We start from the raw sequence: 20,764 nt of genomic DNA, 5'->3' as shown, positions 1-20,764 counted from the left end.
TACGGCCTGATCATCGGTCTCAGAACTGCATGTCCGATAGACGCCAAACGTCGAAGGCCGGCGTCTCGTAGGGGTGGCTCTTTTTCAGGGCCTTGACGGCATCGTGGATCAGCTCGTCGGCCACCACGAGTTCGACTTTCCACTCGGCAACCTGCTCCACTCGCCCTACCGTACCCAGGAACGGCTGGCTGCCTTCCAGTGCCCGGAACTGCCCTTGCCCCAGCGACTGCCAGCAGCAACTGTCGTAGCGACCGATACGACCGCCACCAGCGGCGAAGACCGCTTTTTTCACCGGCTCAAGGTGACTTTCCGGTACGTAGAAGCACAGTTTGTACATCAAGTTCTCCGCAATTGGGCAACACGACAACAGGCACAACAATGACGCCAGAATGATGGCATTTTGCCTCAATTTGTTTCCGAGAACTCCATCAGGAAAGCAAAAAAAGAGGAAATGTTCCGACGATTCCGTTTGGACTCGATCAGCTCGATAGCGTTCAGGAGAGGGGTCAGCCCCTGCCGAAAAAGCGCCGCCATTTGTCGCGCAGAGCGGGAGCCGGCGGGTTATGGCTGCCGTCACAGTAAGGGAGGTTTGCAGAGCGAGTGCAGCGGCAGAGTAGCAGGCGCTGCTCACGTTCAGGATGCAGGATCAGGGATTGGGCGCAGTCGGGTGGGCAGTTGGGCATCTCGGGGGAGTGGCCGCAGCGGCACAGGCGATGAGTCTCACCGGGTTTGACCAGGCGAACTTCGGGAAGGATCTGCTGGAAATCATCGGCCATGGCTGGGCCCATGTAGCCCGGATGAAATCCGGGAAGGGTGGATTCTCCCGGATTGCATCCGGGCTACGGCCTATTCCACGATCGGCTCCCTCTCCCATTTATGGGAGAGGGCTGGGGAGAGGGTTTGGTGTTGGCTATAACCCCATCTCCCGCCCCGACGCTAATACTTACAAGCTCAAGCTGGATCGGAGCGCGGCCGCTTTCCCTCTCCCGCCCTTCGGGCACCCCGCTCCGCGCCCCGGCCTGATCGCTTCGCGATCAGGCGCTCATCGGCGCAGGAAGCGGTGCTTCCAAAGCGCGCCTCTTTGCCCCGCGAGCGGGAGAGGTTCAGCAGAAGGCCGCTATCAGTTCACCCAGACGCGGGCGTTGCGGAACATGCGCATCCAGCCGCCGTCTTCCTGCCACTCGTCCGGGCGCCAGGAGTTCTGCACGGCGCGGAACACGCGCTCCGGGTGCGGCATCATGATGGTGACGCGGCCGTCGCGACTGGTCAGGCCGGTGATCCCACGCGGCGAACCGTTGGGGTTGGCCGGGTAGGCTTCGGTGACCTTGCCGTGGTTGTCGACGTAACGCAGGGCCACGGTGCCGGACAGATCGGCCTCCAGCAACGCCTCCTCGCTTTCGAACTCGGCATGGCCTTCACCGTGGGCGATAGCGATTGGCATGCGCGAACCGGCCATGCCCTGCAGGAAGATCGAGGCCGACTCCTGGATCTGCACCATGGCCACGCGCGCCTCGAACTGCTCGGAACGGTTGCGCACGAAGTGCGGCCAGAACTCGCTGCCCGGAATCAGCTCGTGCAGGTTGCTCATCATCTGGCAGCCGTTGCACACACCGAGGGCAAAGCTGTCCTTGCGCTCGAAGAAGCCGGCGAAGGCATCACGCGCGCGGGTGTTGAACAGCACCGACTTGGCCCAGCCTTCGCCGGCGCCAAGCACGTCACCGTAGGAGAAACCGCCGCAGGCCACCAGGCCCTTGAATTCTTCGAGGCTGACGCGGCCAGCCAGGATGTCACTCATATGCACATCGATCGCCGAGAAACCGGCGCGGTCGAAGGCAGCCGCCATTTCCACCTGGCCGTTGACGCCCTGCTCACGCAGGATCGCCACTTGTGGTCGCACGCCCTTCTTGATGTAGGGCGCGGCGATGTCCTGGTTGACGTCGAAACCGAGCTTGACCGACAGGCCGGGGTTGTCTTCTTCCAGCAGCAGATCGAATTCCTGGTCGGCACCCTGCGCGTTGTCGCGCAGGCGCTGGATGCGATAGCTGGTCTCGGCCCACTGGCGCTGCAGCAGACGGCGCTCACCGGCGAATACCGGCTCACCGTTGAAACTGATGCTGACCTCGCCGTTATTGACGGCCTGGCCGATCACGGCCACGCAGTCGTCCAGACCGGCGGCGCTGAACTGCGCCAGCACTTCTGGGGTGGCGTCCTGGCGCACCTGGATCACCGCGCCCAGCTCTTCGTTGAACAGCACGGCCGGCAGTTCTGCGGCTTCGTCTGCCAGCGCATCGAGGTTCAGCGACAGGCCGCAGTGACCGGCGAAGGCCATTTCCAGCACGGTGGTCAGCAGGCCGCCGTCGGAGCGGTCGTGGTAGGCCAGCAGATGGCCGTCGGCATTCAGACCCTGGATCACGGCGAAGAAGGCCTTGAGGTCTTCGGCGTCGTCAAGGTCCGCCACCTGCTGGCCGATCTGCGCGTAGACCTGCGCCAGGATCGAGGCGCCCATGCGGTTCTGGCCGCGGCCGAGGTCGATCAGGATCAGGTCGGTCTCGCCCTTGTCCATGCGCAGTTGCGGGGTCAGGGTATTGCGGATGTCCTGCACCGGAGCGAAGCCGGAGATCACCAGAGACAGCGGCGCGGTCACGCTCTTGTCGACGCCCTCGTCCTGCCAACGGGTCTTCATGGACATGGAGTCCTTGCCCACCGGGATGGTGATGCCCAGCTGCGGGCACAGCTCCATGCCCACGGCCTTGACGGTGTCATACAGACGGGCATCTTCACCCGGGTGGCCAGCAGCGGCCATCCAGTTGGCCGACAGTTTGATGTCGGACAGCTTGCCGATACGCGCCGCGGCCAGGTTGGTGATGGTCTCGCCAACGGCCATACGCCCGGATGCCGGCGCGTCGAGCAGCGCCAGCGGTGTGCGCTCGCCCATGGCCATGGCTTCACCGGTGTAGACGTCGAAGCTGGTGGCGGTAACGGCGCAGTCGGCCACCGGCACCTGCCACGGGCCGACCATCTGGTCGCGGGCTACCAGGCCGGTGATGGTGCGGTCGCCGATGGTGATCAGGAAGCTCTTGCTGGCCACGGCCGGATGACGCAGCACACGGCCCAGCGCTTCTTCGATATCGACACTGGCGGCGCTGAAGTCATCGCCCTGCTCCGCCTCACGGCTGACGCTGCGGTGCATGCGCGGCGGCTTGCCCAGCAGCACTTCCAGCGGCATGTCCACCGGGGTGTTGCTGAAATGGCTGTCGGTAACGGTCAGGTGCGGCTCGGCAGTGGCTTCGCCGACCACGGCGAAGGGGCAGCGCTCGCGTTCGCAGATGGCCTGGAAGCGCTCGAAGTCGGCCGCATCGACCGACAGCACGTAGCGCTCCTGCGACTCGTTGCACCAGATCTCGTGCGGGGCCATGCCTGGCTCGTCATTGGGCACCTTGCGCAATTCGAAACGACCGCCACGGCCGCCGTCGTTGATCAGCTCCGGCAGGGCGTTGGAGATACCGCCTGCGCCGACGTCGTGGATGAACTTGATCGGGTTGGCATCGCCCAGCTGCCAGCAGCGGTCGATGACCTCCTGGCAGCGGCGTTCCATTTCCGGGTTCTCGCGCTGCACCGAGGCGAAGTCCAGGTCGGCCGAACTGGCACCGGTGGCCATCGACGAAGCGGCACCGCCGCCCAGGCCGATGAGCATGGCTGGGCCGCCGAGCACGATCAGCTTGGCGCCGACCGAGATCTCGCCCTTCTGCACGTGGTCTTCACGAATGTTGCCGAGACCGCCAGCGAGCATGATCGGCTTGTGGTAGCCGCGCACTTCTTCGCCACGTGGGCTGCTGACCGCCTGCTCGAAGGTACGGAAGTAGCCATTGAGCGCCGGGCGACCGAATTCGTTGTTGAACGCAGCGCCGCCCAGCGGGCCTTCGATCATGATGTCCAGCGCGCTGACGATGCGCTCGGGCTTGCCGTAGGGTTTTTCCCAGGGCTGGAGGAAGTCGGGGATGTTCAGGTTGGAGACCGAAAAACCGGTCAGGCCGGCCTTCGGCTTGGCGCCACGACCGGTAGCGCCTTCGTCGCGAATCTCACCACCGGAGCCGGTGGACGCGCCGGGGAACGGAGCGATGGCGGTCGGGTGGTTGTGCGTCTCCACCTTCATCAGGATGTGCACCGGCTCCTGCACCGCGCCGTATTGGCGGGTTTCCGGGTTCGGGAAGAAACGCCCGGCGGTGTGCCCAACGATGACCGAGGCGTTGTCCTTGTAGGCGGACAGCACGCCTTCGCTGTGCATCTGGTAGGTGTTCTTGATCATGCCGAACAGCGATTTGTCCTGGCTCTCGCCGTCGATGTCCCAGCTGGCATTGAAGATCTTGTGGCGGCAGTGCTCGGAGTTGGCCTGGGCGAACATCATCAGTTCGATGTCGTGCGGATTGCGTCCCAGGTCATTGAAGCTCTTCACCAGGTAGTCGATTTCGTCCTCGGCCAGGGCCAGGCCCAGGTCCTGATTGGCCTGCTCCAGCGCGGCGCGACCACCGCCGAGCACGTCCACGGCGGTCAGCGGCTTGGGCTGGGCGTGGCTGAACAGCGCGGCGGCGTCCTCGAGGGCGCTCAGCACCAGCTGGGTCATGCGGTCATGCAGCAGGGCGGCGACGGCGGCGCTGTCGCTCTCGCTCAGCTCGCCACTGACGTAATAGGCAATACCGCGCTCCAGGCGCTGGACCTTGGCCAGGCCGCAGTTGCGGGCGATGTCGCTGGCCTTGCTCGACCAGGGCGAAATGGTGCCGAAACGCGGAATGGTCAGGAACAGCTTGCCGCTGGGCTCCTGCACCGGCACGCTCGGGCCGTACTTGAGCAGCCGCGCCAGCACTTGTTCTTCGTCGGCGTTGAGCACGCCCGTCACGTCGGCGAAATGCGCGAACTCGGCGTACAGCCCGGTCACGGCCGGCACCTTGCTGGTCAGTTGCTCAAGCAATTTGCCATGGCGGAAAGCGGAAAGGGCGGGAGCGCCGCGCAGAATCAACATCGTCGGAACAGCCTCTGGGAAGGGGTGTGCTGGAGGCCGGGCATTCTACCTTAAAGCGGCGGTCTGCGGCACCTGTAGCCAGGCGCTTTCAGGACGAACGCGCACTATCAGAGAAGCGCAGCGCTGTCGAGATATGGCGCCGCCTGCGCTTTGCGTATACTGCGCCGATGTTTGCACGACCTGCGATACGCATGCGTTGCGCCACAAGGCTGTTGGCGATTGGAACCCTCCTGATGCTTGCTGGCTGTGGCGAAGAAGCCCAACCCAGCGTACTCGAGCAGGCAAAGGCGGAGGGTGAGCTGCGCGTGGTTACTCGTAACAGCCCCGCCACCTACTTCCAGGACCGCAACGGCGCGACCGGTTTCGAATACGAACTGGCCAAGCGCTTCGCCACCGATCTCGGCCTGGAACTGAAGATCGAAACCGCGGACAACCTAGATAATTTGTTCGCCAGCCTGGGCCGCGACAAGGGCCCGGTCATGGCCGCCGCCGGCCTGGTGGACACGCCACAGCGTCAGCGTGAGGCGCGCTTCTCGATTCCCTACCTTGAGGTCACGCCGCAGGTCATCTATCGCCAGGGTGAAAGCCGCCCGACCAAGCCTGAAGACCTGGTCGGCAAGCGCATCCTGGTGCTGGCCGGCAGCAGCCACGCCGAACAGCTGGCCGCCCTCAAGCTGGAACAGCCGGAACTGGAGTTCGAAGTCTCCGACGCGGTCGAGGTGGTCGACCTGCTGCGCATGGTCGACGAAGGACAGATCGACCTGACCCTGGTGGACTCCAACGAACTGGCGATGAACCAGGTGTACTTCCCCAACGTGCGGGTCGCCTTCGACCTGGGCGATACCAATACCATGCGCTGGGCGGTGGCTGCCGGTGAGGACGACAGCCTACTGGTAGAAATCGACGCCTTCCTCGAACGCTCCGAGGCCAACGGCACCCTGCAGCGTTTGAAAGAGCGCTATTACGGCCATGTCGACGTGCTGGGTTATGTCGGCGCCTACACCTTCGCGCAGCACTTGCAGAAGCGCCTGCCGCGTTACGAGAAGATGTTCCGCAACGCTGGCCAGACCAACCAGATCGACTGGCGCCTGCTGGCAGCCATGGGCTATCAGGAATCCTTGTGGCAACCCAACGCCACCTCCAAGACCGGCGTACGCGGCCTGATGATGCTGACCCAGCGCACCGCGCAGTCGGTCGGCGTGTCCAACCGTCTCGACCCCAAACAGAGCATCGACGGCGGCGCCCGCTATTTCATCCAGGTGCACCAGCAACTGCCGGAAAGCATCGCCGAGCCGGACCGCACCTGGTTTGCCCTGGCCGCCTACAACGTCGGCGGCGGCCATCTGGAAGATGCCCGCAAGCTGACCGAGGCCGAAGGCCTGGACCCGAACAAATGGGCCGACGTGCAGAAGATCCTGCCGCGCCTGGCGCAGAAGCAGTGGTACAGCAAGACCCGCTACGGCTATGCGCGTGGTGGCGAGCCCGTGCACTTCGTGCGCAACATCCGCCGCTACTACGACATTCTCACCTGGGTGACCCAGCCGCAGCTGGAAGGCAACCAGGTGGCCGAGAGCGGTATCCACCTGCCCGGCATCGACAAGCGCAAGCCCGAAGAAGAAACCCCGCCGCTGTAACTGCCTACAACAAGCTCTGATTGCCTGCCGCACAGCGACTGATGGCCTGGCGCGCCGCTGGCAGCCCCTTCAAACGCGTGGCGCACTGCGCCTGACTCGACACCCGCTCGACCTGCAGGTTGGCCTGCGCATCGATGCTGATCAGGTACGGATGGTTGTAGCGCGCGCGATCGTTCCAGTCGCTGAAACGTTGAGTGGCGAATACGCAGCGGTAATCCAGGTGTCCGGTAAAGCCCTGGAAGCGATCACGCATGAAGATATGGTGGTAACGCTGCCAGTCGCGGTCACGCTGGCCGACGCGCACGGCCTCCTGGCAATCTTCCAGCGTGGTGATCTGTGGCTCGTGCAGGAAAATGCTCTGCGCCAGGTTCGAGCCGCCCAACTGCACACTGGCCACCAGATACACCTCCGGCTGCGCCGCGACAACTGGCGCAGCCAGCAGTGCCAGCAGGCTCAACATCCCTTTGTTCATGATCGCTCCCGTTAAAGACGCTCAGCCGCGCCGGGCCTTGAAGAAATCTTTCAGCAGTGCCCCGCTCTCCTCCGCCAGCAAGCCACCCTCAACCAGTACGCGGTGGTTGAGAAAGCCCTGATCGAAGAACTGCCCCTGACTGATCGCCACGCCCGCACGCGGCTCGCTGGCAGCGAACACCACACGGGCGATGCGCGCATGCACGATCAAGCCGGCGCACATGCTGCAGGGCTCCAGGGTGACGTACAACGTGCTACCGGGCAGCCGATAGTTCTGCACACTCTGCGCCGCCGCGCGGATGGCCACCATCTCGGCGTGGGCACTGGGGTCATGCCGCACAATCGGGCAATTGAACCCCTGGCCCAGCACCTCGCCAGCCTGCACCAGCACGGCGCCGACCGGCACTTCACCCTGCTCGGCCCCCAGGCGCGCCTGCGCCAGCGCCAGGCGCATGAAGTGCTCGTCACGCGAGCGGTCGATGATCTGCGGTCTTTTCATTGCAACAATCCGTAGGCGCCGGCGAAAAACGGCGCCTACCCTACACCACTTCGACGGCCGCCATCAGCCCCGTTTCCATATGGTCGATCACGTGGCAATGGAACATCCAAACACCGGGATTATCGGCGACGAAGGCGATGCGCGCCGTCTCGTTCTTGCCCAGCAGATAGGTATCGGTGAAGTACGGAATGATCTTGCGCCGATCCGAACCCAGCACCTTGAAGGTCATGCCGTGCAGATGGATGGGGTGCTGGTACTGCGCCATGTTGCGCAGCACGAAAACGTAGTGGCCGTCCTTCTTCAGCGTGGCGATAGGGCGATCGGCGCAGGTTTTGTCGTTGATGTCCCAGGCCTGGCCGTTGATCTGCCAGTACCTGTAGCTGCCGCCACGCTCGACATCGCCGGACAGCATGGCCGCCCATTCGAAGTTGAAGCGCAGGGTTTCGGCGCGGGCCAGATCCGGTTCGGCGACGGGGTTGGCGGGCAAGGGTGGCGGCCAGTCCCCGGCGGCGTCGCCACTGGCGACGCCTTTCAAGGTGGCCAGGCGCAGCGGTCCGTTGCGCAGGGACAGTTCCTCGCCGGCTGCAGGCACCTTCAGCGCCAGATCGATGCGCATGCCCGGCCCCAGCCAGTAATCCTTGCCCAGCGGCCGCGGCTGCACCGGATTGCCGTCCAGCGCATAGATGCGAGCCTCGCCGCCCGGCAGGTTGAGGCGGTAGGTGATGGTGTTGTCGACATTGATAAGACGCAGCCGCACCACCTGCCCTTGCGGCAGTTCAAGGGTCGGGTTGGGCACGCCGTTGATGGTGGTCAGGCGCCCACGCGTGCCTTCGCGCGCGGCCTGGCGCGGCACCAGAAAATCGGTGAAGGCGCCCTGCTCGTCGATATGCCAGGTTTTCAGGCTCAGTGTGCGCTCATGGCGAAAGCCGGTCGGCTCGCGTTCCTCGACGATCAGCGGCCCGACCAGGCCGCGCCCCAGTTGCTCGGCACTGGCGGTATGCGGGTGATACCAGAAGCTGCCGGCGTCATGGCAGATGAAGTCGTAGTCGAAGTATTCGCCCGGCAGCACCGGTGCCTGGGAGACGTAGGGCACGCCATCCATCTCCAGCGGCAGGCGGATGCCATGCCAATGGATGGTGCTCTGCACGTCCAGCTTGTTGATGAAGCGCACCCGCAAGCGCTCGCCCTGACGACAACGCAGCTCCAACCCCGGCGCCTGGCCGCCATAGGCCCAGGCCGGCGTCACATGCCCTGGCACCAGTTGCAGATCCAGTGGTGCGGCGATCAGCTCGTAATCATGGGTGGCAACATTTTCCGGGCGTCCCAGCCAGTAGCGCACACCGCCAGCGCCCAGGCCGACCACACCCAGACCGGCCAGGCCGGCGAGCACTTGTCTGCGGGTAAACGACATCTTCTTCCTCGATAATCTGCAGGCATACTCAATTGCGGTATCTTCTCATTTTCATGCGTAGGCAGACGAGCATCTGCAAAGACAAATTGCCGCGGCCGCGGCTGAGAGATAACACCGGGAATAGAACAGGCTCAAAGGGATAGAATTGCCAGGCAATCCACAGGAAGCGCTACCCCGGACATGGACAGTTTCTTCTTCGACCCCCCCCTGGCCATCATGATGGTGGCGATAACCCCGATGATCCTGCTCATGTGGATCGGGCTAATGGCCGCATTTGGCGAAATGATCTGGTCGGACTGCTACAGGCTCAGCCGTCCGCACGACATCGTGAACGCGGCGATCATCGATCAGAAGCTCGTCAACGCGCGCATCAGCGTGGGTAAAACCACAATGGTCACCCTCAAGCCGGTCTATCGCCTACGTTACGAGTACGCACAGCGCACCTACGAAGTGGAGCACCTCGTGCTCAACCAGGAGCATGTCGAGCTCAACGAGCAGGCCGGCACCTTCCTGCTCTATGTACCCAAAGCCAACCCGGCCGATGCCACGCCCGAAGCCCCAAACGCCGCATCGCCCTTCGCCGCGATCATGCTGATGATCATGGGCTACCTAATCTGGGAAGCCGCGCCGACGCTGCTGGCAGGGTATTGATCATGATCGTGCTGTTCATCCTGTTCGGCGGCCTGCTGTGGCTGATCAGTTTGCTGCTTTCCGCCTTTTCCGCCTGGGGCTTCTACAAGCTGGCGCGACTACTGTGGGAAAAAATCCGCCGAGCCTTACTGCGCCCGGGCACGGCGCAAATCACGTCCTATGAAATCTTCACACCCGATCCCGAAGACGTTCACGTTCAGGATACCCGTCCACAAGTCCGCCTCGAACTGGACTGTGAGCGCCATGGTCTGCGCTTTCAGATATCCCTCGGCCCATTGACGTGCGAGGAGTTGTTTCCCGCCCTGGATCTACCCGCACACCACATTGCCTGCTGGCTGAGCGACGAGGATTGGCGCCAGCTGCTGGAAAATCGCTGGGTCACGATCGCCTGCGACTGGCAGCAGCGCCAGGCGATACTCACCAGCCAGATTCGTCAGGACAGACGCATCCTGCTGATCGGCTTTCTGAGCCTGAGCCTGTTCGTCCTTCTAGTGACGCTGTCATTACTGCAGAGCTGACCGCCCACTGCGGTGCTCCAGGTTTATAGAGCCCGTATCCGCCCGACAGAGTGTCTTCGCTCAATCGCACTCAGGCACCTGAGCCATGGTCATGCCGCCACCGAAATTGGCGATGGGTCGCATGACCAGCCGGCAGCCTTCCTCTACATCCTGACCGGCCTGCGCCTCGAGCGATTCGCGTTTGACCCGGTAATCGAACGTCAGGGTGGTTCCGGCAGGCGCACCACCTTCTTCACGAGCCGTCGTGACACGCACCTCCAGCCGCACATCGGTCGGGCTGAACGTGCCCGAAAAAAGGAAAGTACGTCCGTTGCTGACGCCCCCACCGCTGACACGCCCGTCGGCAGTGATGCTCATCTGCACGTCACCCGGCTCGCTACGCCAGCCGGTCTCGTCATAGATGCCGGGGACAGTAAGCTCGGTCTGCGTAGTACTGTCCGGCACCTTACCCTGCAACTGCAGGCTCGCCTTGCCTGGTGCACTGCGCTGCAGCAGCACACTTCCCCTACCGTAGTGCGTGGCCGACTTGCCGGAGGGAGGCGCCACCTTGAAGTCGACCCGACCGGTGTAGGCGCGCTCGCCGAAACGCTCGATGATGTCCTGAGCCAATGCGCAGGGTGCCAGGAACAACAGCAGCGCTGCCAGGAAAGTGGGCGAGCACGAGGCAGATGGCGAGCAGGCAGGCATGGGCGCTTCCTTTTACAAAGTAAAAGCCTAACCCTAGCCAAAGCTGCCGGCGCACGACAGAAAACACGCCACATACCGCTGAAAAACAAAACCCCGGCACCATGGCCGGGGTTTCGTCACACGAGCTACGCTCGGAGGGTCATCATTCCCACTCGATCATCAACAAGCCGCCCGAACCCGCTTGGCTTAAGGGACTGGCTGAAATTGACATGGGCGTTACCGCCACTTCTACCGTCAATCGCGCAGAGCTTTACTAAGGCGAGAGATAGATCGATTTGCGGGGCGACGGATCTGGTAACGCCATCATCAATCAGCCTACATATTATCCGCAAGCCGCCCCCGAGACGAACCCGAACATGCCGTCGCTGAATCAGGGCCGAGGTGTTGCCCGTCTTCAATCTCACCTACGCCACAGTAGGTTGCCATCCTGAAACCCTCGGGCTAGAGTGCGCCCGTCGTGGTAAATCCCACGACCGGGTGTGACAACCTGATTCGTTCGAGGCGCGGTAGCGCCATAGCTTAGGTAGCCAGCAATACGATTGCTTGGTTGCTTAACTTCTATGGCGGGCCGTGTGGGGCAGGCTTTTGCCTGGCCGGTTCCCTCGGACGCCGGTTTGTCACCCCCGCACGGTCCGCCACCCATATCCGAGTGACAACGGCGGGTGACGGCTCCTTAATCGTCTGAGGAGCACAAGGAAAATGCGCTACCCCTTTTTTACCCGAGAGCTCCGCCTTGGGCTTCAGGTCTTGCTGTCCACCTCTGACCCGGAGGTGCGCCATGGCTGAGTTCGAATCCTGCGTTGTACCTTTCCCGCTGCAGCGAAGCCCGCTGCATGAATCCGAACGCTCTACCCTACCCTCTGAAGCTGCCGCTGAACTGCGCGGCGTCATGCTCGGCAATCTGCTGGATCAACTGGCTGAACCTGATGGGCTGCAGCCGGCAGACCTGCGCGTACGGATCGCTGCATATTCAGCCCTGGATCTACTCGACGAGATGGTCGTGCTTTATCGCCGCGCTCTCTCCGAAGTGCGAGGAGGTGCCGCATGAGCAAGGGTGTCATGACATGCCTGCCTCCTCATGATGGCCATCCAGGCGTAGAAATCATCTGGGCTGCTGACTGCAGAGAAGCCTTCAACCAGGGCGTGAAGCTAGCCCAGACCTGGCTCGACAACGCCCGCAGCGGCTGGCTCTGGGCAGTAATGATCGCCGAGCGAGATCTACTGCCCTGCGCGATGGAAAGGCGCGCGTTCGAGGTTGGATTCCTAAGCCGCATTCATCAGCGGCTTTGCTCTCACAAGTGCTGCGGGCAGTCGGCTAATCCCTTTTCCTTGGAGCTGTAAAGCTGATGTTCGCGAGCCGGCCTTGCCGGCTCGCGCTAACCGTCACATGCCTTCAAATTTTGGGAACACCTGAATCGCCCCCATAGTGAGGGCGTCCTAGAACAGGCCGAGAACGGCCGATTCTGTTGAAAAAGTCCCGTCGAGTTCTTTACCCATAAAAGAGCGCGAGCGACGTTGATATCTGGTCCGCTCAGAAGACGGAGCGGCCTTGATTTATTACGTAGCAACGCCGAAATAGAGCATTTTTTGAGCTGCTGAAAAGCAGTTCTCTCAGAAGCCGACCTTTTCAACAGAATTGGCCAAAAGCAGTCCTTCACGTCAGGCCTCTGTTTCGCGCCGGCGTAAGACCGCGCCGGGCAGAGAGAATAGCTACATCCTTTGAATTCGCGTCGTGATGGATCCGCTCTAAAACTTTTTGCTGCGTTTCGGGAGTCCAAAATATCCGCAGACGCTCGCGTGCCCGGGTTATTGCTGTGTAAAAGATGCTGTGAGTAATGTCGTCGTCGTTGGCGTCGGTGATGACGACTTTGACAGAGTCGTACTCGAGACCCTGCGCCTTGTGTATCGACACGGCATAAGCAACTTGGAATGGTACGGTAGTGTTTAGCGAGTCGTCGTCTTCGTCGCTAGTATTCAAGTCGTAGACAGAAAAGCGCACGGTCGATCCCTCTATCCATTCAAGCTCATCATTATCTACGTCGAACTCGCTAAGCGGTCGATCAAGCTCTACGTCGAACTGAATCCGGCCACGAACGCTGTCGATGCCAACGATACGCCCCTTGAGGTTGTTGTAGATCACTGGTCGGAACCGCTCGGTCTCATGAAAGAGCACTGGGTCTCCAATTTTGTACGTGGAGACACGCCAGGTAGTCGCCGTACCAGGATTGCTGGCCTGCAAAAATCGATTGATATTGTTGATTCCATAGAGGCCATCGTAGTTCAGGCACAGGATGATCTCATCCTGCCCTTGAGGCTCGAATAGCGTCTTGTCGAGCACGGTGGAATACCCGTTGCGGGCCATGACCTCTGTGAGGTCATCTTCAATTGCACGGACCTTATTCCAGAAGCCTAATAATGAGTCGTTCTTGGTTCTGAAGGGGGTTGTCAGCTCGAACACCGACGTGCTTGGAATAAATGATCGGATAATCTCGAACCAGTTGCCGAACTGGATCGACTCGATCTGGTAGACGTCGCCAACCAATACAAGCAGCTTGAAGGAGGTTTTCTCCAGCACCTTGATGAGATCTGCATTGCTGACGGTGCTGCATTCGTCGATAACGAGAAGGTCGTACTCCGTGGTAGAGGTCTTCTTGCCAATCTGACTGCTGATTGTTCGGAAGTCGGCGTTCTGCGCGGTCACTTTGCGTTTTAGGTTGTCGATCGCTGGGTTTGTGTGCGCCAGGAACAGCTTTTCTTTATCGTTGAAATAGTGAGCGATGTGATCAACCATCGTTGATTTTCCAGTACCGGCTGCCCCATAGATCAGTGCGACGCGCGAATGGCTGAACAACTGCTTGAGAGCATCCTTTTTTATCGGATCGTCGATTCGACGTGGTGTTTCATCGAGCCAGCGCTCGACGGCCTGAGTGAAGCCTTCGATCCTCGACGATGAGTATTTCTGAAGCAGCTCAACGATGGAGACAGTCTCGTTCTCATACCCTCGGACAAAGACGTGCCCTCTGTCGAGCAGGAGTTGGCGCTCTGTATGCTTGTAGTAGAGCCTCATGTTGTAAGTCGAGATCAACCCACTGACATCTCCGAACGCCTCAAGGGCAGTCACGGGTGTGTAAAGGTTTCCGTGACGCTCCACGTTGTTCTTCACGCGTCGAGCGAGCAATTCATGAACCCTTCCAGTCGTATCAAGGCTTTCGACTAGATCCCAGTACCGCGGATTATGGGAGGACAACGAGGTACAAAACGGCATAGTGTCAAAGGGAGCACAGCCGTACCGAAGCTTCAGTCCAGACAGAATGCGGCAGTCATCTCGGTCGTACTGCGACTTGAGTATCTGGTTCTGCATCCGCAGCATGAGATACCGAAGGACGTTGTGGCCCGGAGCTCGCGACCTCACAATCCGCCGCGCTTTATCCAGCACCGGGAAGATCAGTGGCTGTGCGCCGCCAGCCGTCGCCTCTGCTCTTGCCGTAGCGTAGCTGCCGTCAGAGATGTCCAGAAGATCAAGCAGACTGCCTGAGCCAGCTGTCAGCCGATACATCAGGTAACGATACTCCGTCGAGGCGGCTCGCACTTTAGAGGCAAAGCCCAGAAGACGCGCGAAATTGTCGAACTCACACGGGCGGATTGAAACTTCCCACTCACTGATGATCGTGATCGGCATCGTCTGGCCGAGCACCTCAATCGAATCCCGCCGGAGCGTTAACATGGCCGCGTACTTATCCGTCATGTCGATATCAGTGAAGGCGATGATGCGGTCGAACTTGCTCACCTTGTTTACGGCGCGATAGAGGGTAGCCTCGTAGTAAATCCGACCGAAGAGGAAAAACGGGCGTGTTTTATGGATGTAGTATCGATCACGAGAGCTGTTGGCCGCCGGCGGGGATAAGCGGGCCATATCAATCCGTGCGGCGATCTTCTCGTGATACTCCCGAAGAGAGGGATCAAGGTCGACTGGGAAGTCCTCTAAGTTTGCCAGTACGGCCAATTTACAGCTGTCTTGAAGCAAGCTGCGGATGCGGCAGAGGTACTCATAGTACTTGAGCATCAACCGCTCGGAAGCGTCCCCGTCCAACGTATAGTGAGAAGCACTTTGCTGGATCAGTTTGTGGAACCGGCCGATGAAGTTGAACTTTCCCTTGCTTTTGACGAAGGCCAGCCCTGGATCCACTGCGGCGTAATTAAATTCGGCATCGGGAGAACTTGTATGTAGACGAACGGCTACACCCTCGACTAAGTTCCGTAGCTGAGCGAGCACATTCTGCGAGAGCAGTGCCCGCTGGTCAGCAAGCGATTCGATATTTCGACAAATCGCCTCATCAGCGTTCTGGATCTGCTTTGTGACCGTAGTCATACGCTCTTCAGCCCCCTCTAGCTCAAGAATGCACGGTAGATTGAGTAGCCCTCGCTTACCTAGAGAATCACAAACTCATAATGCGTTCTATTGAATTCAGTAGGGACTGCCCGCTTTCGCTGTTAGGCTCAACCGGTTGGCACCCGTCTGCACGACAGAAGTCCGCGTTCTTGGAGTCGGCCAATTGTGTTAGAGCTATGCATCCTTCGCTCGTAACAAATCCCGTCTCCTCCGCCTCCTGCGGCAGCATATATAGAACGTCGAGCGGCAACTCCTTTCCTGCATGTCTTAACTCCGCCTTCAGTCGGGACAGGGGCTCGCCAGACGGGCCAACTATCAAAATGTCGAAATCGCTGCCCACACCCAACAGTGACGAGCCGAACATGAAGGCTTCGAACTCCCGCAGTGACTCGCAGGTTCGAATGAGGTGCCTCGCGACTTCACATGCCGTCATCAACGCTCCATCAACACCCTCAGTTCGTCCCATTTCATTACTCCGCATCCAAGTTCCCGCCCTGCGTCAATGGCGTTCTGGGTGGGATGTCCGTTGGGATTAATGTGCCAGGCAATATCGATGCGGCCAAACCGATCCCAGAAAGTGCGAATGGCATCGGCAGTTGGCTCGTACTCCATAATCATGCCTATCCTGAGGCAGCGCCCATCGACGAGAGTCATCGTAAAGACGCGATCAAACTCTCGCATGATATTCGCAACGGATCTCTTCTGCCTGATGAGTCGGTACGAGAAGAAGTAGTCCTTATGGGCGGCAGTATTTATGTCGTTATCGCGAATGGCGGAACTGAGCGTGCTTGAGTTCCCCCAGCCTATTCCGTTGTTCTCGAGATAGGTGATCGCACCGCCTTCCCATGCACATTCCTTTCGATATCCGCACAGGAAATCCATATCAGGGAACTCAGCATGATACTGCCTCGCTATCTCTTCGTTAATCGTGCGATCGGCCGAGATGACTGCAATTACGTCGGGCTGCTCTTGAATCGTGATCCTAATAGCATCACCACGAATATATTGCGCCGACGTAACCTTCCGGTTTTGTTGGATGTTTTCTAGAGCGTAATTCACTTGCCAGCTCATGTGAGAACCTCATCCATTTCTTCGGGATAGCGAATAGCGCCGCCGGCGACACCACAAACGTGACGCTCTGAGAGACCTCGAACATGTTCTTGGTATCGAGCAAATGTCTGCTTTTCTGCGTCAGTCATGTGGTGCAGGTTCGCCTTGATAATGGCTTGAATGCGGAAATGGTTTGGCAGAATGACATTTCGCATCCTCTGCCCCCACATCAGGGCAGATTCAGATTCAGGATCGTACTCAAAGCTGGAGCCATCGGCGGGAGCAAACTCTTCCCATATAGCCTTGTTTTCGGCCATGCCAGCGGTCACGGCCTCTCTAACTTTGCTTCGCTCATCGTAGGCAAAAATTCCTTGCTTAAGCGCCAAGGCAGCGAGGTGATTACTTTTCCAACCTAGCAGGGTGGCCCGGCTATATCCGTCAGGATCCTTGTCGATGATCGTATGGCAGGTTGGACACAACAGGATCAGGTTTTCAAAAGAGTCAGCCTCAAAAACACCAGCGGGTCTGTCCTCGTGGCGCGGTCCTGTTTCTCCGTGCGGAATCACATGGGCCATTTCGGCTATATGTTTGTCTCCGCCCATTTCAGCGGGGAAAAGGGGCTGGAGGCAGCTGGGATGTTGGCAGTGACCTGCAGCCTCCGAAAACAGCCGCAGTTTCGTCTCTGCAGGTATATGTTTGCGATCTGCCATGGTTGGAAGCCTAAAATCCGACGTGACTAGGAATGACGTTGAAGGTACAGCCCAAGGAGGCAGGCCGCTGCATGCCAGATATCCTCATAGGCTGCCCTCCCTCTTTGGCCAGTCCAAAGGAATCAAGGCATCCCCAGATAACTTGTTCCACCTCATACGGGTAGCAGCCACATATCGGGGATCATCGCCGAAATAAGCATGCTCAATCAGCAGAACCTGAAGGTCACGTTGCTGAGAGGTAGCTTTGAATAGGAAGTCCAGGTGCCGACGCATTGCCAGGACCTCCTCATTTTCACCAATGCTTTCCTCGTCCTCCCCGCGCTGGGGGTAGTAAGGCCGGCTGATCTGATCGAATACCAGAAAGCCAGGTACCGGTGCGTTGATTGTCCCGAGATACTTCTGCAGAGCGAATGACAACGCGATGTGGATTGCCAGGTAGTTTTCATCCGATCCAGCATCGGGTAGCCGCAATACCGCCTCAGTACCCTTCTCGATGATTGCGATGGCCGGCGGTTTGGAGGAGAACTCCAAATCGGCCCCAATGCACGGATCAACCGTGGGCAGCAAAGCGAATGCTTCTGACAGGTACTGCGAGACCTTTCGCTCAGCGCGTGTGAGCAGCACTTGCTTGGCGTCGTTATCGATGAGCGCCTCCAGCCCCTCAATCTGCCCGCGCAGGACATCCAAGTCAGGGCCTGGAAGCGGCTTCGCCGGATTCATTTCCAAGAACTGCGAAACCTTGCCCATCAGGTGTGCGTGATACTGGGCGAGGTCAGCCATTTCCTTGGCTTCACCACTTTGCCGGATCCAGGTTTTTATGCGCTCGTCGACGCCCTTGAGCTTGTCGTTGAGCCTCGCAAGCTCCAACTGAAGTGAGTCCTCGTGCTCCACAAGTCGAGGTCGTACATTCTCAACCGCTACGCCTTCAGAACGAACGACCTCCATTGATTGGCGGATGGCCTGAGCGGCAACGATCCCGCGCTCACTAGGTGAAGCACACAAAGGGCATGAGTGGGCCACCGGCTGAAGATGCTCTGCAATTTTCAGCTTCTCGTATTGCCGCCGTACCGCCCCCTCGAACCCCAACATTTCCTGGAGCGCCGCTTGTGTTGCTCGCGAACTGCGCCTCGCGTTTTCGATATCGCTGAGCAGGCTGCGCCGCTGCGTGTGGAGACTGGATAGTTCGCTTTCGTTCGGGTTCTGCCCTTTGTCGATCTTAAGCCGCTTGACCCTCTGGAGCGCGTCCTGAAGATCAGTTTCAGAAGCATCGTCAGGTGGGAGATCGCATAATCCAAAACGATGGGCATCCATCAGCAAGCGCATTGCATGCTTTCTGTAATCGCTACCGTCGGCCTGGCGAACCCGAAGCTGACGTTCTTCCCGATCAAGCCGCTTGCGCAGATCGCGTAGCTGTCGCTCCTGAATCACTGTGTCTGGAGTGACGACCCCGAGGAAGTAAGGCATCGTTTCAATAATGGCCGGTGCCTCATCGGCCTGATCCAGACCATGAAGCAGAGCGGTCTCGTTATAGATCACGTCTTTGGGGACAAACATGTAAGCCGTTGCATGGCGCAATGTTGGTCGCCATTTTCGGACAGTGCTTTCATCCGAAGCGTCTGCTACTCCGCCGATCCCAAATGCCCGCTCGATAAAGGATTTGCCCGCCTGAAGGTTTGTCGCACCTTCAAACTCCTTCAACGACGCTGGGATTGGGAGATTGCGCCCACTGCTCACAAACATTTTGGTACTGGTGTTTTGTCCCAGAGGCGGAATGACCCGGCCCGTGATCATCTGCGCATCGCCCAGCACCCATTTGACGCCCACAGCAATACTGTGGCGTTTCACATGGGCAGCAAGCTCACACTCTTTCGACCCCAGGCAATAGTCAATGGCTTTGATGAGCGTCGACTTACCGGTTCCCGATGCACCGGTGATGATGTTCACCTCGCCGCGCTTCAGGTCGAGAACACGGACGCGGCCTCCCTCGCCAAGGAAGAAGATGTTTAAAATATTCCATCGGCTCATAGCTCAAGCCCCATGAGGTTGAATACCGTCCTTGTCGAGCCCGCCAGGGCGAACCAATGACCGAGGCGATCGATGTTGTCGAAAATGTTCTGGGTGTCCTGAGTCAGCTGTGCCTTGAGATGTTTAGGTACAGGCGAGGCGCCTGGGGCTACTTTGCCCTCGGTAGTGATTGCCAAGAGCTTGCTGAAACAAGCAAATCTGATCGCCTCCGTAACGATTTCCAACGACCCATTCACCCGATCAGCAAGACGGATCTGAATAACGGGACTGCGGCGCAGCCATTCCAATAATCCTGTCTTGCGATTGGAGCTGTCGAACGTTGGAGCCAGGTCACCGGACAATGCCAAAGGCAGAGCGGCGTAGCACAACGTGATGTCAGGCACTGATCCACTTTGGGCACGATAAGCTCGGACGAATGTGGCCAACAGACAAGCGCAATAAGCCGGATTGGTTTCGGCGAAAATGTCGTGGGCAATCCCCATCGCTCTAATCCTTGAGAAGCTTCAGGTAGTCTGCATGCCAGCCAACGTGAAGGTCGATTGCAAGCACCTGGTAAGTGCCTTGTACGTAGTAATGAGCACTCCAGCCATGAGCGATAGGTTCGACTTGATTTGGCGCGAGCTCATGAGACCAACGAAGAAGCTCGAGTCCCTTGGCTTCGACTTGGGCCGGCTCAAGGTCCGCGCAATCCTCTACCATCTGGCTATGACGATCAAACCAGCGCTCGGTTAGCAGGCTGTCGTAGCCCGCGATTGTGGAGCGCATTTTCGGATTACTGTTGATCCAGCTGGATCGCTGCTCTTTGGCCCGCCATTGTGCGCGAATAGCCTTCGCGATATCTGAGGGTTTTCCATGCACAAGCTCGATTTGGCGAGTCAGCATTCCGTCGGGCTCGTAATTCTCAGGGTGCGTGAAGCTTGCGAATTCGGCAACCAGAGCTCCCTCCTCCAGATCCGCGATGATGGAGGATATTTGCTGCTCCATTTCGCTACGCTGAATTACTCGTTGGCGCCTATCACACAACCCGAATACGACTTGTTGATCCCACCACTGCAGCAGTCGCTCCGCTGCCTGCTGCCGTAGATGGCGCGGAATGAGATGTAACCACTTGGCCAACTCATCAGGTATTTGCCCAATAGTCACGCTGCGCTGCTGAATAATGACTCGGCGCATCAAGCTCAACCTGACGCTGGGGGCGAGCTTAAGAAAAGCATCACACCCAGAAGCCCGAGCCGCATGCGGAAGCTTGGTACCCGCTTTCTCAGCATTGGCTCGCTGAGTGGCTACGCGTTCTGCTTCCTCTTCCATCGCCAGCAGCAGGGCATTGCGATCGCTGGTCAGATTGCATAGGGCAGCTAGTGGTGAGTCAGCGGGTACCTTGCCAACTGAGACAAGGTGGAATGTGGTATCCGGAAGCGAAACAAGAGGCAGGGCATCAATCCAGACCTTGATGGTTTTCCAGAATGCTACGGATGCCAGAGTTACGGCGGGAGGATTGCTTTGGATGGAGTGCTTGAGCTGATACAGCAGGCTTTGCCCGTCGACCTTTAGCTCAACATCGTCCAAACGCTCCACCGCTACGGCGGCTTCGCTATTCGTCTGAGAAATGAGCGTCAGTAACGCAAACTGGCTCTGAAAATAAAACCCAAGGGCAGCGGCTGTCGCTTCATGAACAGCGTTCGAGTCAATATTTTCCGTCAT

At 59.3% G+C, this 20,764-nt stretch carries 19 protein-coding genes; 5 read left to right on the top strand and 14 right to left on the bottom strand.

Annotated elements, in window-relative coordinates:
- Window positions 1-19: 19 nt before the first annotated feature.
- The 3 genes from B3P22_RS15895 to purL form a co-directional block, all read right to left on the bottom strand.
- A complete protein-coding gene (locus B3P22_RS15895; RefSeq protein WP_197858490.1) occupies window positions 20-337 on the bottom strand; it encodes a YqfO family protein in 318 nt (105 codons plus the stop codon).
- A gap of 169 nt (window positions 338-506) precedes the next feature.
- Window positions 507-683 carry a CDGSH iron-sulfur domain-containing protein gene (locus B3P22_RS15890; protein WP_296271719.1) on the bottom strand — a complete coding sequence of 59 codons (177 nt, stop codon included), beginning with the start codon at window positions 681-683 and terminating at the stop codon, window positions 507-509.
- 437 nt (window positions 684-1,120) lie between these two features.
- Entirely contained in the window at window positions 1,121-5,017 is a 3,897-nt protein-coding gene (gene purL, locus B3P22_RS15885; protein ID WP_296271655.1) for a phosphoribosylformylglycinamidine synthase, read from the bottom strand.
- Between the two features lie 167 nt (window positions 5,018-5,184).
- Between purL and mltF the strand changes: the two genes are divergently transcribed.
- Window positions 5,185-6,651, top strand: a complete 1,467-nt coding sequence (mltF, locus tag B3P22_RS15880; protein WP_275545961.1) for a membrane-bound lytic murein transglycosylase MltF — start codon at window positions 5,185-5,187, stop codon at window positions 6,649-6,651.
- A 4-nt stretch (window positions 6,652-6,655) separates the two neighbouring features.
- Here mltF and B3P22_RS15875 read toward each other — a convergent pair whose 3' ends face one another.
- From B3P22_RS15875 to B3P22_RS15865, 3 genes are read right to left on the bottom strand one after another with little or no spacing between them, the layout of a single operon-like run.
- A complete protein-coding gene (locus B3P22_RS15875; protein ID WP_197858523.1) occupies window positions 6,656-7,111 on the bottom strand; it encodes a hypothetical protein in 456 nt (151 codons plus the stop codon).
- Window positions 7,112-7,144: 33 nt separating this feature from the next.
- Window positions 7,145-7,621 carry a tRNA adenosine(34) deaminase TadA gene (gene tadA, locus B3P22_RS15870; RefSeq protein ID WP_296271654.1) on the bottom strand — a complete coding sequence of 159 codons (477 nt, stop codon included), beginning with the start codon at window positions 7,619-7,621 and terminating at the stop codon, window positions 7,145-7,147.
- A gap of 40 nt (window positions 7,622-7,661) precedes the next feature.
- Entirely contained in the window at window positions 7,662-9,032 is a 1,371-nt protein-coding gene (locus B3P22_RS15865; RefSeq protein WP_296271653.1) for a multicopper oxidase family protein, read from the bottom strand.
- A gap of 180 nt (window positions 9,033-9,212) precedes the next feature.
- On the opposite strand from B3P22_RS15865, the gene B3P22_RS15860 reads away from it, so the two are divergent.
- Together B3P22_RS15860 and B3P22_RS15855 are read left to right on the top strand one after the other, a co-directional pair.
- Window positions 9,213-9,683 (top strand): hypothetical protein, encoded by a 471-nt coding sequence (locus B3P22_RS15860; protein WP_296271652.1) that lies wholly within the window; start codon window positions 9,213-9,215, stop codon window positions 9,681-9,683.
- Between the two features lie 2 nt (window positions 9,684-9,685).
- On the top strand, window positions 9,686-10,201 hold the full coding sequence (locus B3P22_RS15855; RefSeq protein ID WP_296271651.1) for a hypothetical protein: 516 nt from the start codon (window positions 9,686-9,688) through the stop codon (window positions 10,199-10,201).
- Window positions 10,202-10,261: 60 nt separating this feature from the next.
- Here B3P22_RS15855 and B3P22_RS15850 read toward each other — a convergent pair whose 3' ends face one another.
- Window positions 10,262-10,888, bottom strand: a complete 627-nt coding sequence (locus tag B3P22_RS15850; RefSeq protein WP_296271650.1) for a hypothetical protein — start codon at window positions 10,886-10,888, stop codon at window positions 10,262-10,264.
- 778 nt (window positions 10,889-11,666) lie between these two features.
- Between B3P22_RS15850 and B3P22_RS15845 the strand changes: the two genes are divergently transcribed.
- Together B3P22_RS15845 and B3P22_RS15840 are read left to right on the top strand one after the other, a co-directional pair.
- Window positions 11,667-11,936 carry a hypothetical protein gene (locus tag B3P22_RS15845; RefSeq protein ID WP_296271649.1) on the top strand — a complete coding sequence of 90 codons (270 nt, stop codon included), beginning with the start codon at window positions 11,667-11,669 and terminating at the stop codon, window positions 11,934-11,936.
- Window positions 11,933-12,229: a LasR-specific antiactivator QslA gene (locus tag B3P22_RS15840; protein ID WP_296271648.1), complete on the top strand. Its 297-nt coding sequence runs from the start codon at window positions 11,933-11,935 to the stop codon at window positions 12,227-12,229. The genes B3P22_RS15845 and B3P22_RS15840 overlap by 4 nt, the downstream gene beginning before the upstream one ends.
- 313 nt (window positions 12,230-12,542) lie before the next feature.
- On the opposite strand, the gene B3P22_RS15835 is transcribed toward B3P22_RS15840, so the two are convergent.
- From B3P22_RS15835 to B3P22_RS15810, 7 genes are all read right to left on the bottom strand, one after another.
- On the bottom strand, window positions 12,543-15,257 hold the full coding sequence (locus B3P22_RS15835; protein ID WP_296271647.1) for an ATP-dependent DNA helicase: 2,715 nt from the start codon (window positions 15,255-15,257) through the stop codon (window positions 12,543-12,545).
- 67 nt (window positions 15,258-15,324) lie between these two features.
- Complete coding sequence (locus B3P22_RS23740) at window positions 15,325-15,711, bottom strand: nucleotidyltransferase domain-containing protein (RefSeq protein ID WP_349681637.1); 387 nt, start codon at window positions 15,709-15,711, stop codon at window positions 15,325-15,327.
- Complete coding sequence (locus tag B3P22_RS15830) at window positions 15,711-16,349, bottom strand: hypothetical protein (RefSeq protein WP_296271646.1); 639 nt, start codon at window positions 16,347-16,349, stop codon at window positions 15,711-15,713. Before B3P22_RS15830 ends, B3P22_RS23740 begins: the two co-directional genes overlap by 1 nt.
- Window positions 16,346-17,038: an HNH endonuclease gene (locus tag B3P22_RS15825; RefSeq protein WP_296271645.1), complete on the bottom strand. Its 693-nt coding sequence runs from the start codon at window positions 17,036-17,038 to the stop codon at window positions 16,346-16,348. The genes B3P22_RS15830 and B3P22_RS15825 overlap by 4 nt, the downstream gene beginning before the upstream one ends.
- Window positions 17,039-17,122: 84 nt before the next feature.
- Window positions 17,123-19,063: a DUF3732 domain-containing protein gene (locus tag B3P22_RS15820; RefSeq protein ID WP_296271644.1), complete on the bottom strand. Its 1,941-nt coding sequence runs from the start codon at window positions 19,061-19,063 to the stop codon at window positions 17,123-17,125.
- Window positions 19,060-19,545, bottom strand: a complete 486-nt coding sequence (locus tag B3P22_RS15815; protein ID WP_296271643.1) for a three component ABC system middle component — start codon at window positions 19,543-19,545, stop codon at window positions 19,060-19,062. Before B3P22_RS15815 ends, B3P22_RS15820 begins: the two co-directional genes overlap by 4 nt.
- A gap of 4 nt (window positions 19,546-19,549) precedes the next feature.
- Complete coding sequence (locus B3P22_RS15810) at window positions 19,550-20,764, bottom strand: ABC-three component system protein (RefSeq protein WP_296271642.1); 1,215 nt, start codon at window positions 20,762-20,764, stop codon at window positions 19,550-19,552.

This window comes from Pseudomonas sp. UBA6323 (assembly GCF_002439135.1).
Lineage (GTDB): Bacteria > Pseudomonadota > Gammaproteobacteria > Pseudomonadales > Pseudomonadaceae > Aquipseudomonas.
Note: the sequence above shows the minus strand (reverse complement) of the source record. Positions and strands in the feature narration are given on the sequence as shown.

Bases quoted from the DNA above. Each gene is read 5' to 3' on its own strand.
- B3P22_RS15840 (WP_296271648.1), top strand. From the start codon at position 11,933: ATGAGCAAGGGTGTCATGACATGCCTGCCTCCTCATGATGGCCATCCA.
- B3P22_RS15825 (WP_296271645.1), bottom strand. From the start codon at position 17,038: ATGGCAGATCGCAAACATATACCTGCAGAGACGAAACTGCGGCTGTTT.
- B3P22_RS15875 (WP_197858523.1), bottom strand. From the start codon at position 7,111: ATGTTGAGCCTGCTGGCACTGCTGGCTGCGCCAGTTGTCGCGGCGCAG.
- B3P22_RS15855 (WP_296271651.1), top strand. From the start codon at position 9,686: ATGATCGTGCTGTTCATCCTGTTCGGCGGCCTGCTGTGGCTGATCAGT.
- B3P22_RS15820 (WP_296271644.1), bottom strand. From the start codon at position 19,063: ATGAGCCGATGGAATATTTTAAACATCTTCTTCCTTGGCGAGGGAGGC.
- purL (WP_296271655.1), bottom strand. From the start codon at position 5,017: ATGTTGATTCTGCGCGGCGCTCCCGCCCTTTCCGCTTTCCGCCATGGC.
- mltF (WP_275545961.1), top strand. From the start codon at position 5,185: ATGTTTGCACGACCTGCGATACGCATGCGTTGCGCCACAAGGCTGTTG.
- B3P22_RS15815 (WP_296271643.1), bottom strand. From the start codon at position 19,545: ATGGGGATTGCCCACGACATTTTCGCCGAAACCAATCCGGCTTATTGC.
- B3P22_RS15850 (WP_296271650.1), bottom strand. From the start codon at position 10,888: ATGCCTGCCTGCTCGCCATCTGCCTCGTGCTCGCCCACTTTCCTGGCA.
- B3P22_RS15835 (WP_296271647.1), bottom strand. From the start codon at position 15,257: ATGACTACGGTCACAAAGCAGATCCAGAACGCTGATGAGGCGATTTGT.
- B3P22_RS23740 (WP_349681637.1), bottom strand. From the start codon at position 15,711: ATGACGGCATGTGAAGTCGCGAGGCACCTCATTCGAACCTGCGAGTCA.
- B3P22_RS15830 (WP_296271646.1), bottom strand. From the start codon at position 16,349: ATGAGCTGGCAAGTGAATTACGCTCTAGAAAACATCCAACAAAACCGG.
- B3P22_RS15845 (WP_296271649.1), top strand. From the start codon at position 11,667: ATGGCTGAGTTCGAATCCTGCGTTGTACCTTTCCCGCTGCAGCGAAGC.
- B3P22_RS15865 (WP_296271653.1), bottom strand. From the start codon at position 9,032: ATGTCGTTTACCCGCAGACAAGTGCTCGCCGGCCTGGCCGGTCTGGGT.
- tadA (WP_296271654.1), bottom strand. From the start codon at position 7,621: ATGAAAAGACCGCAGATCATCGACCGCTCGCGTGACGAGCACTTCATG.
- B3P22_RS15895 (WP_197858490.1), bottom strand. From the start codon at position 337: ATGTACAAACTGTGCTTCTACGTACCGGAAAGTCACCTTGAGCCGGTG.
- B3P22_RS15890 (WP_296271719.1), bottom strand. From the start codon at position 683: ATGCCCAACTGCCCACCCGACTGCGCCCAATCCCTGATCCTGCATCCT.
- B3P22_RS15860 (WP_296271652.1), top strand. From the start codon at position 9,213: ATGGACAGTTTCTTCTTCGACCCCCCCCTGGCCATCATGATGGTGGCG.
- B3P22_RS15810 (WP_296271642.1), bottom strand. From the start codon at position 20,764: ATGACGGAAAATATTGACTCGAACGCTGTTCATGAAGCGACAGCCGCT.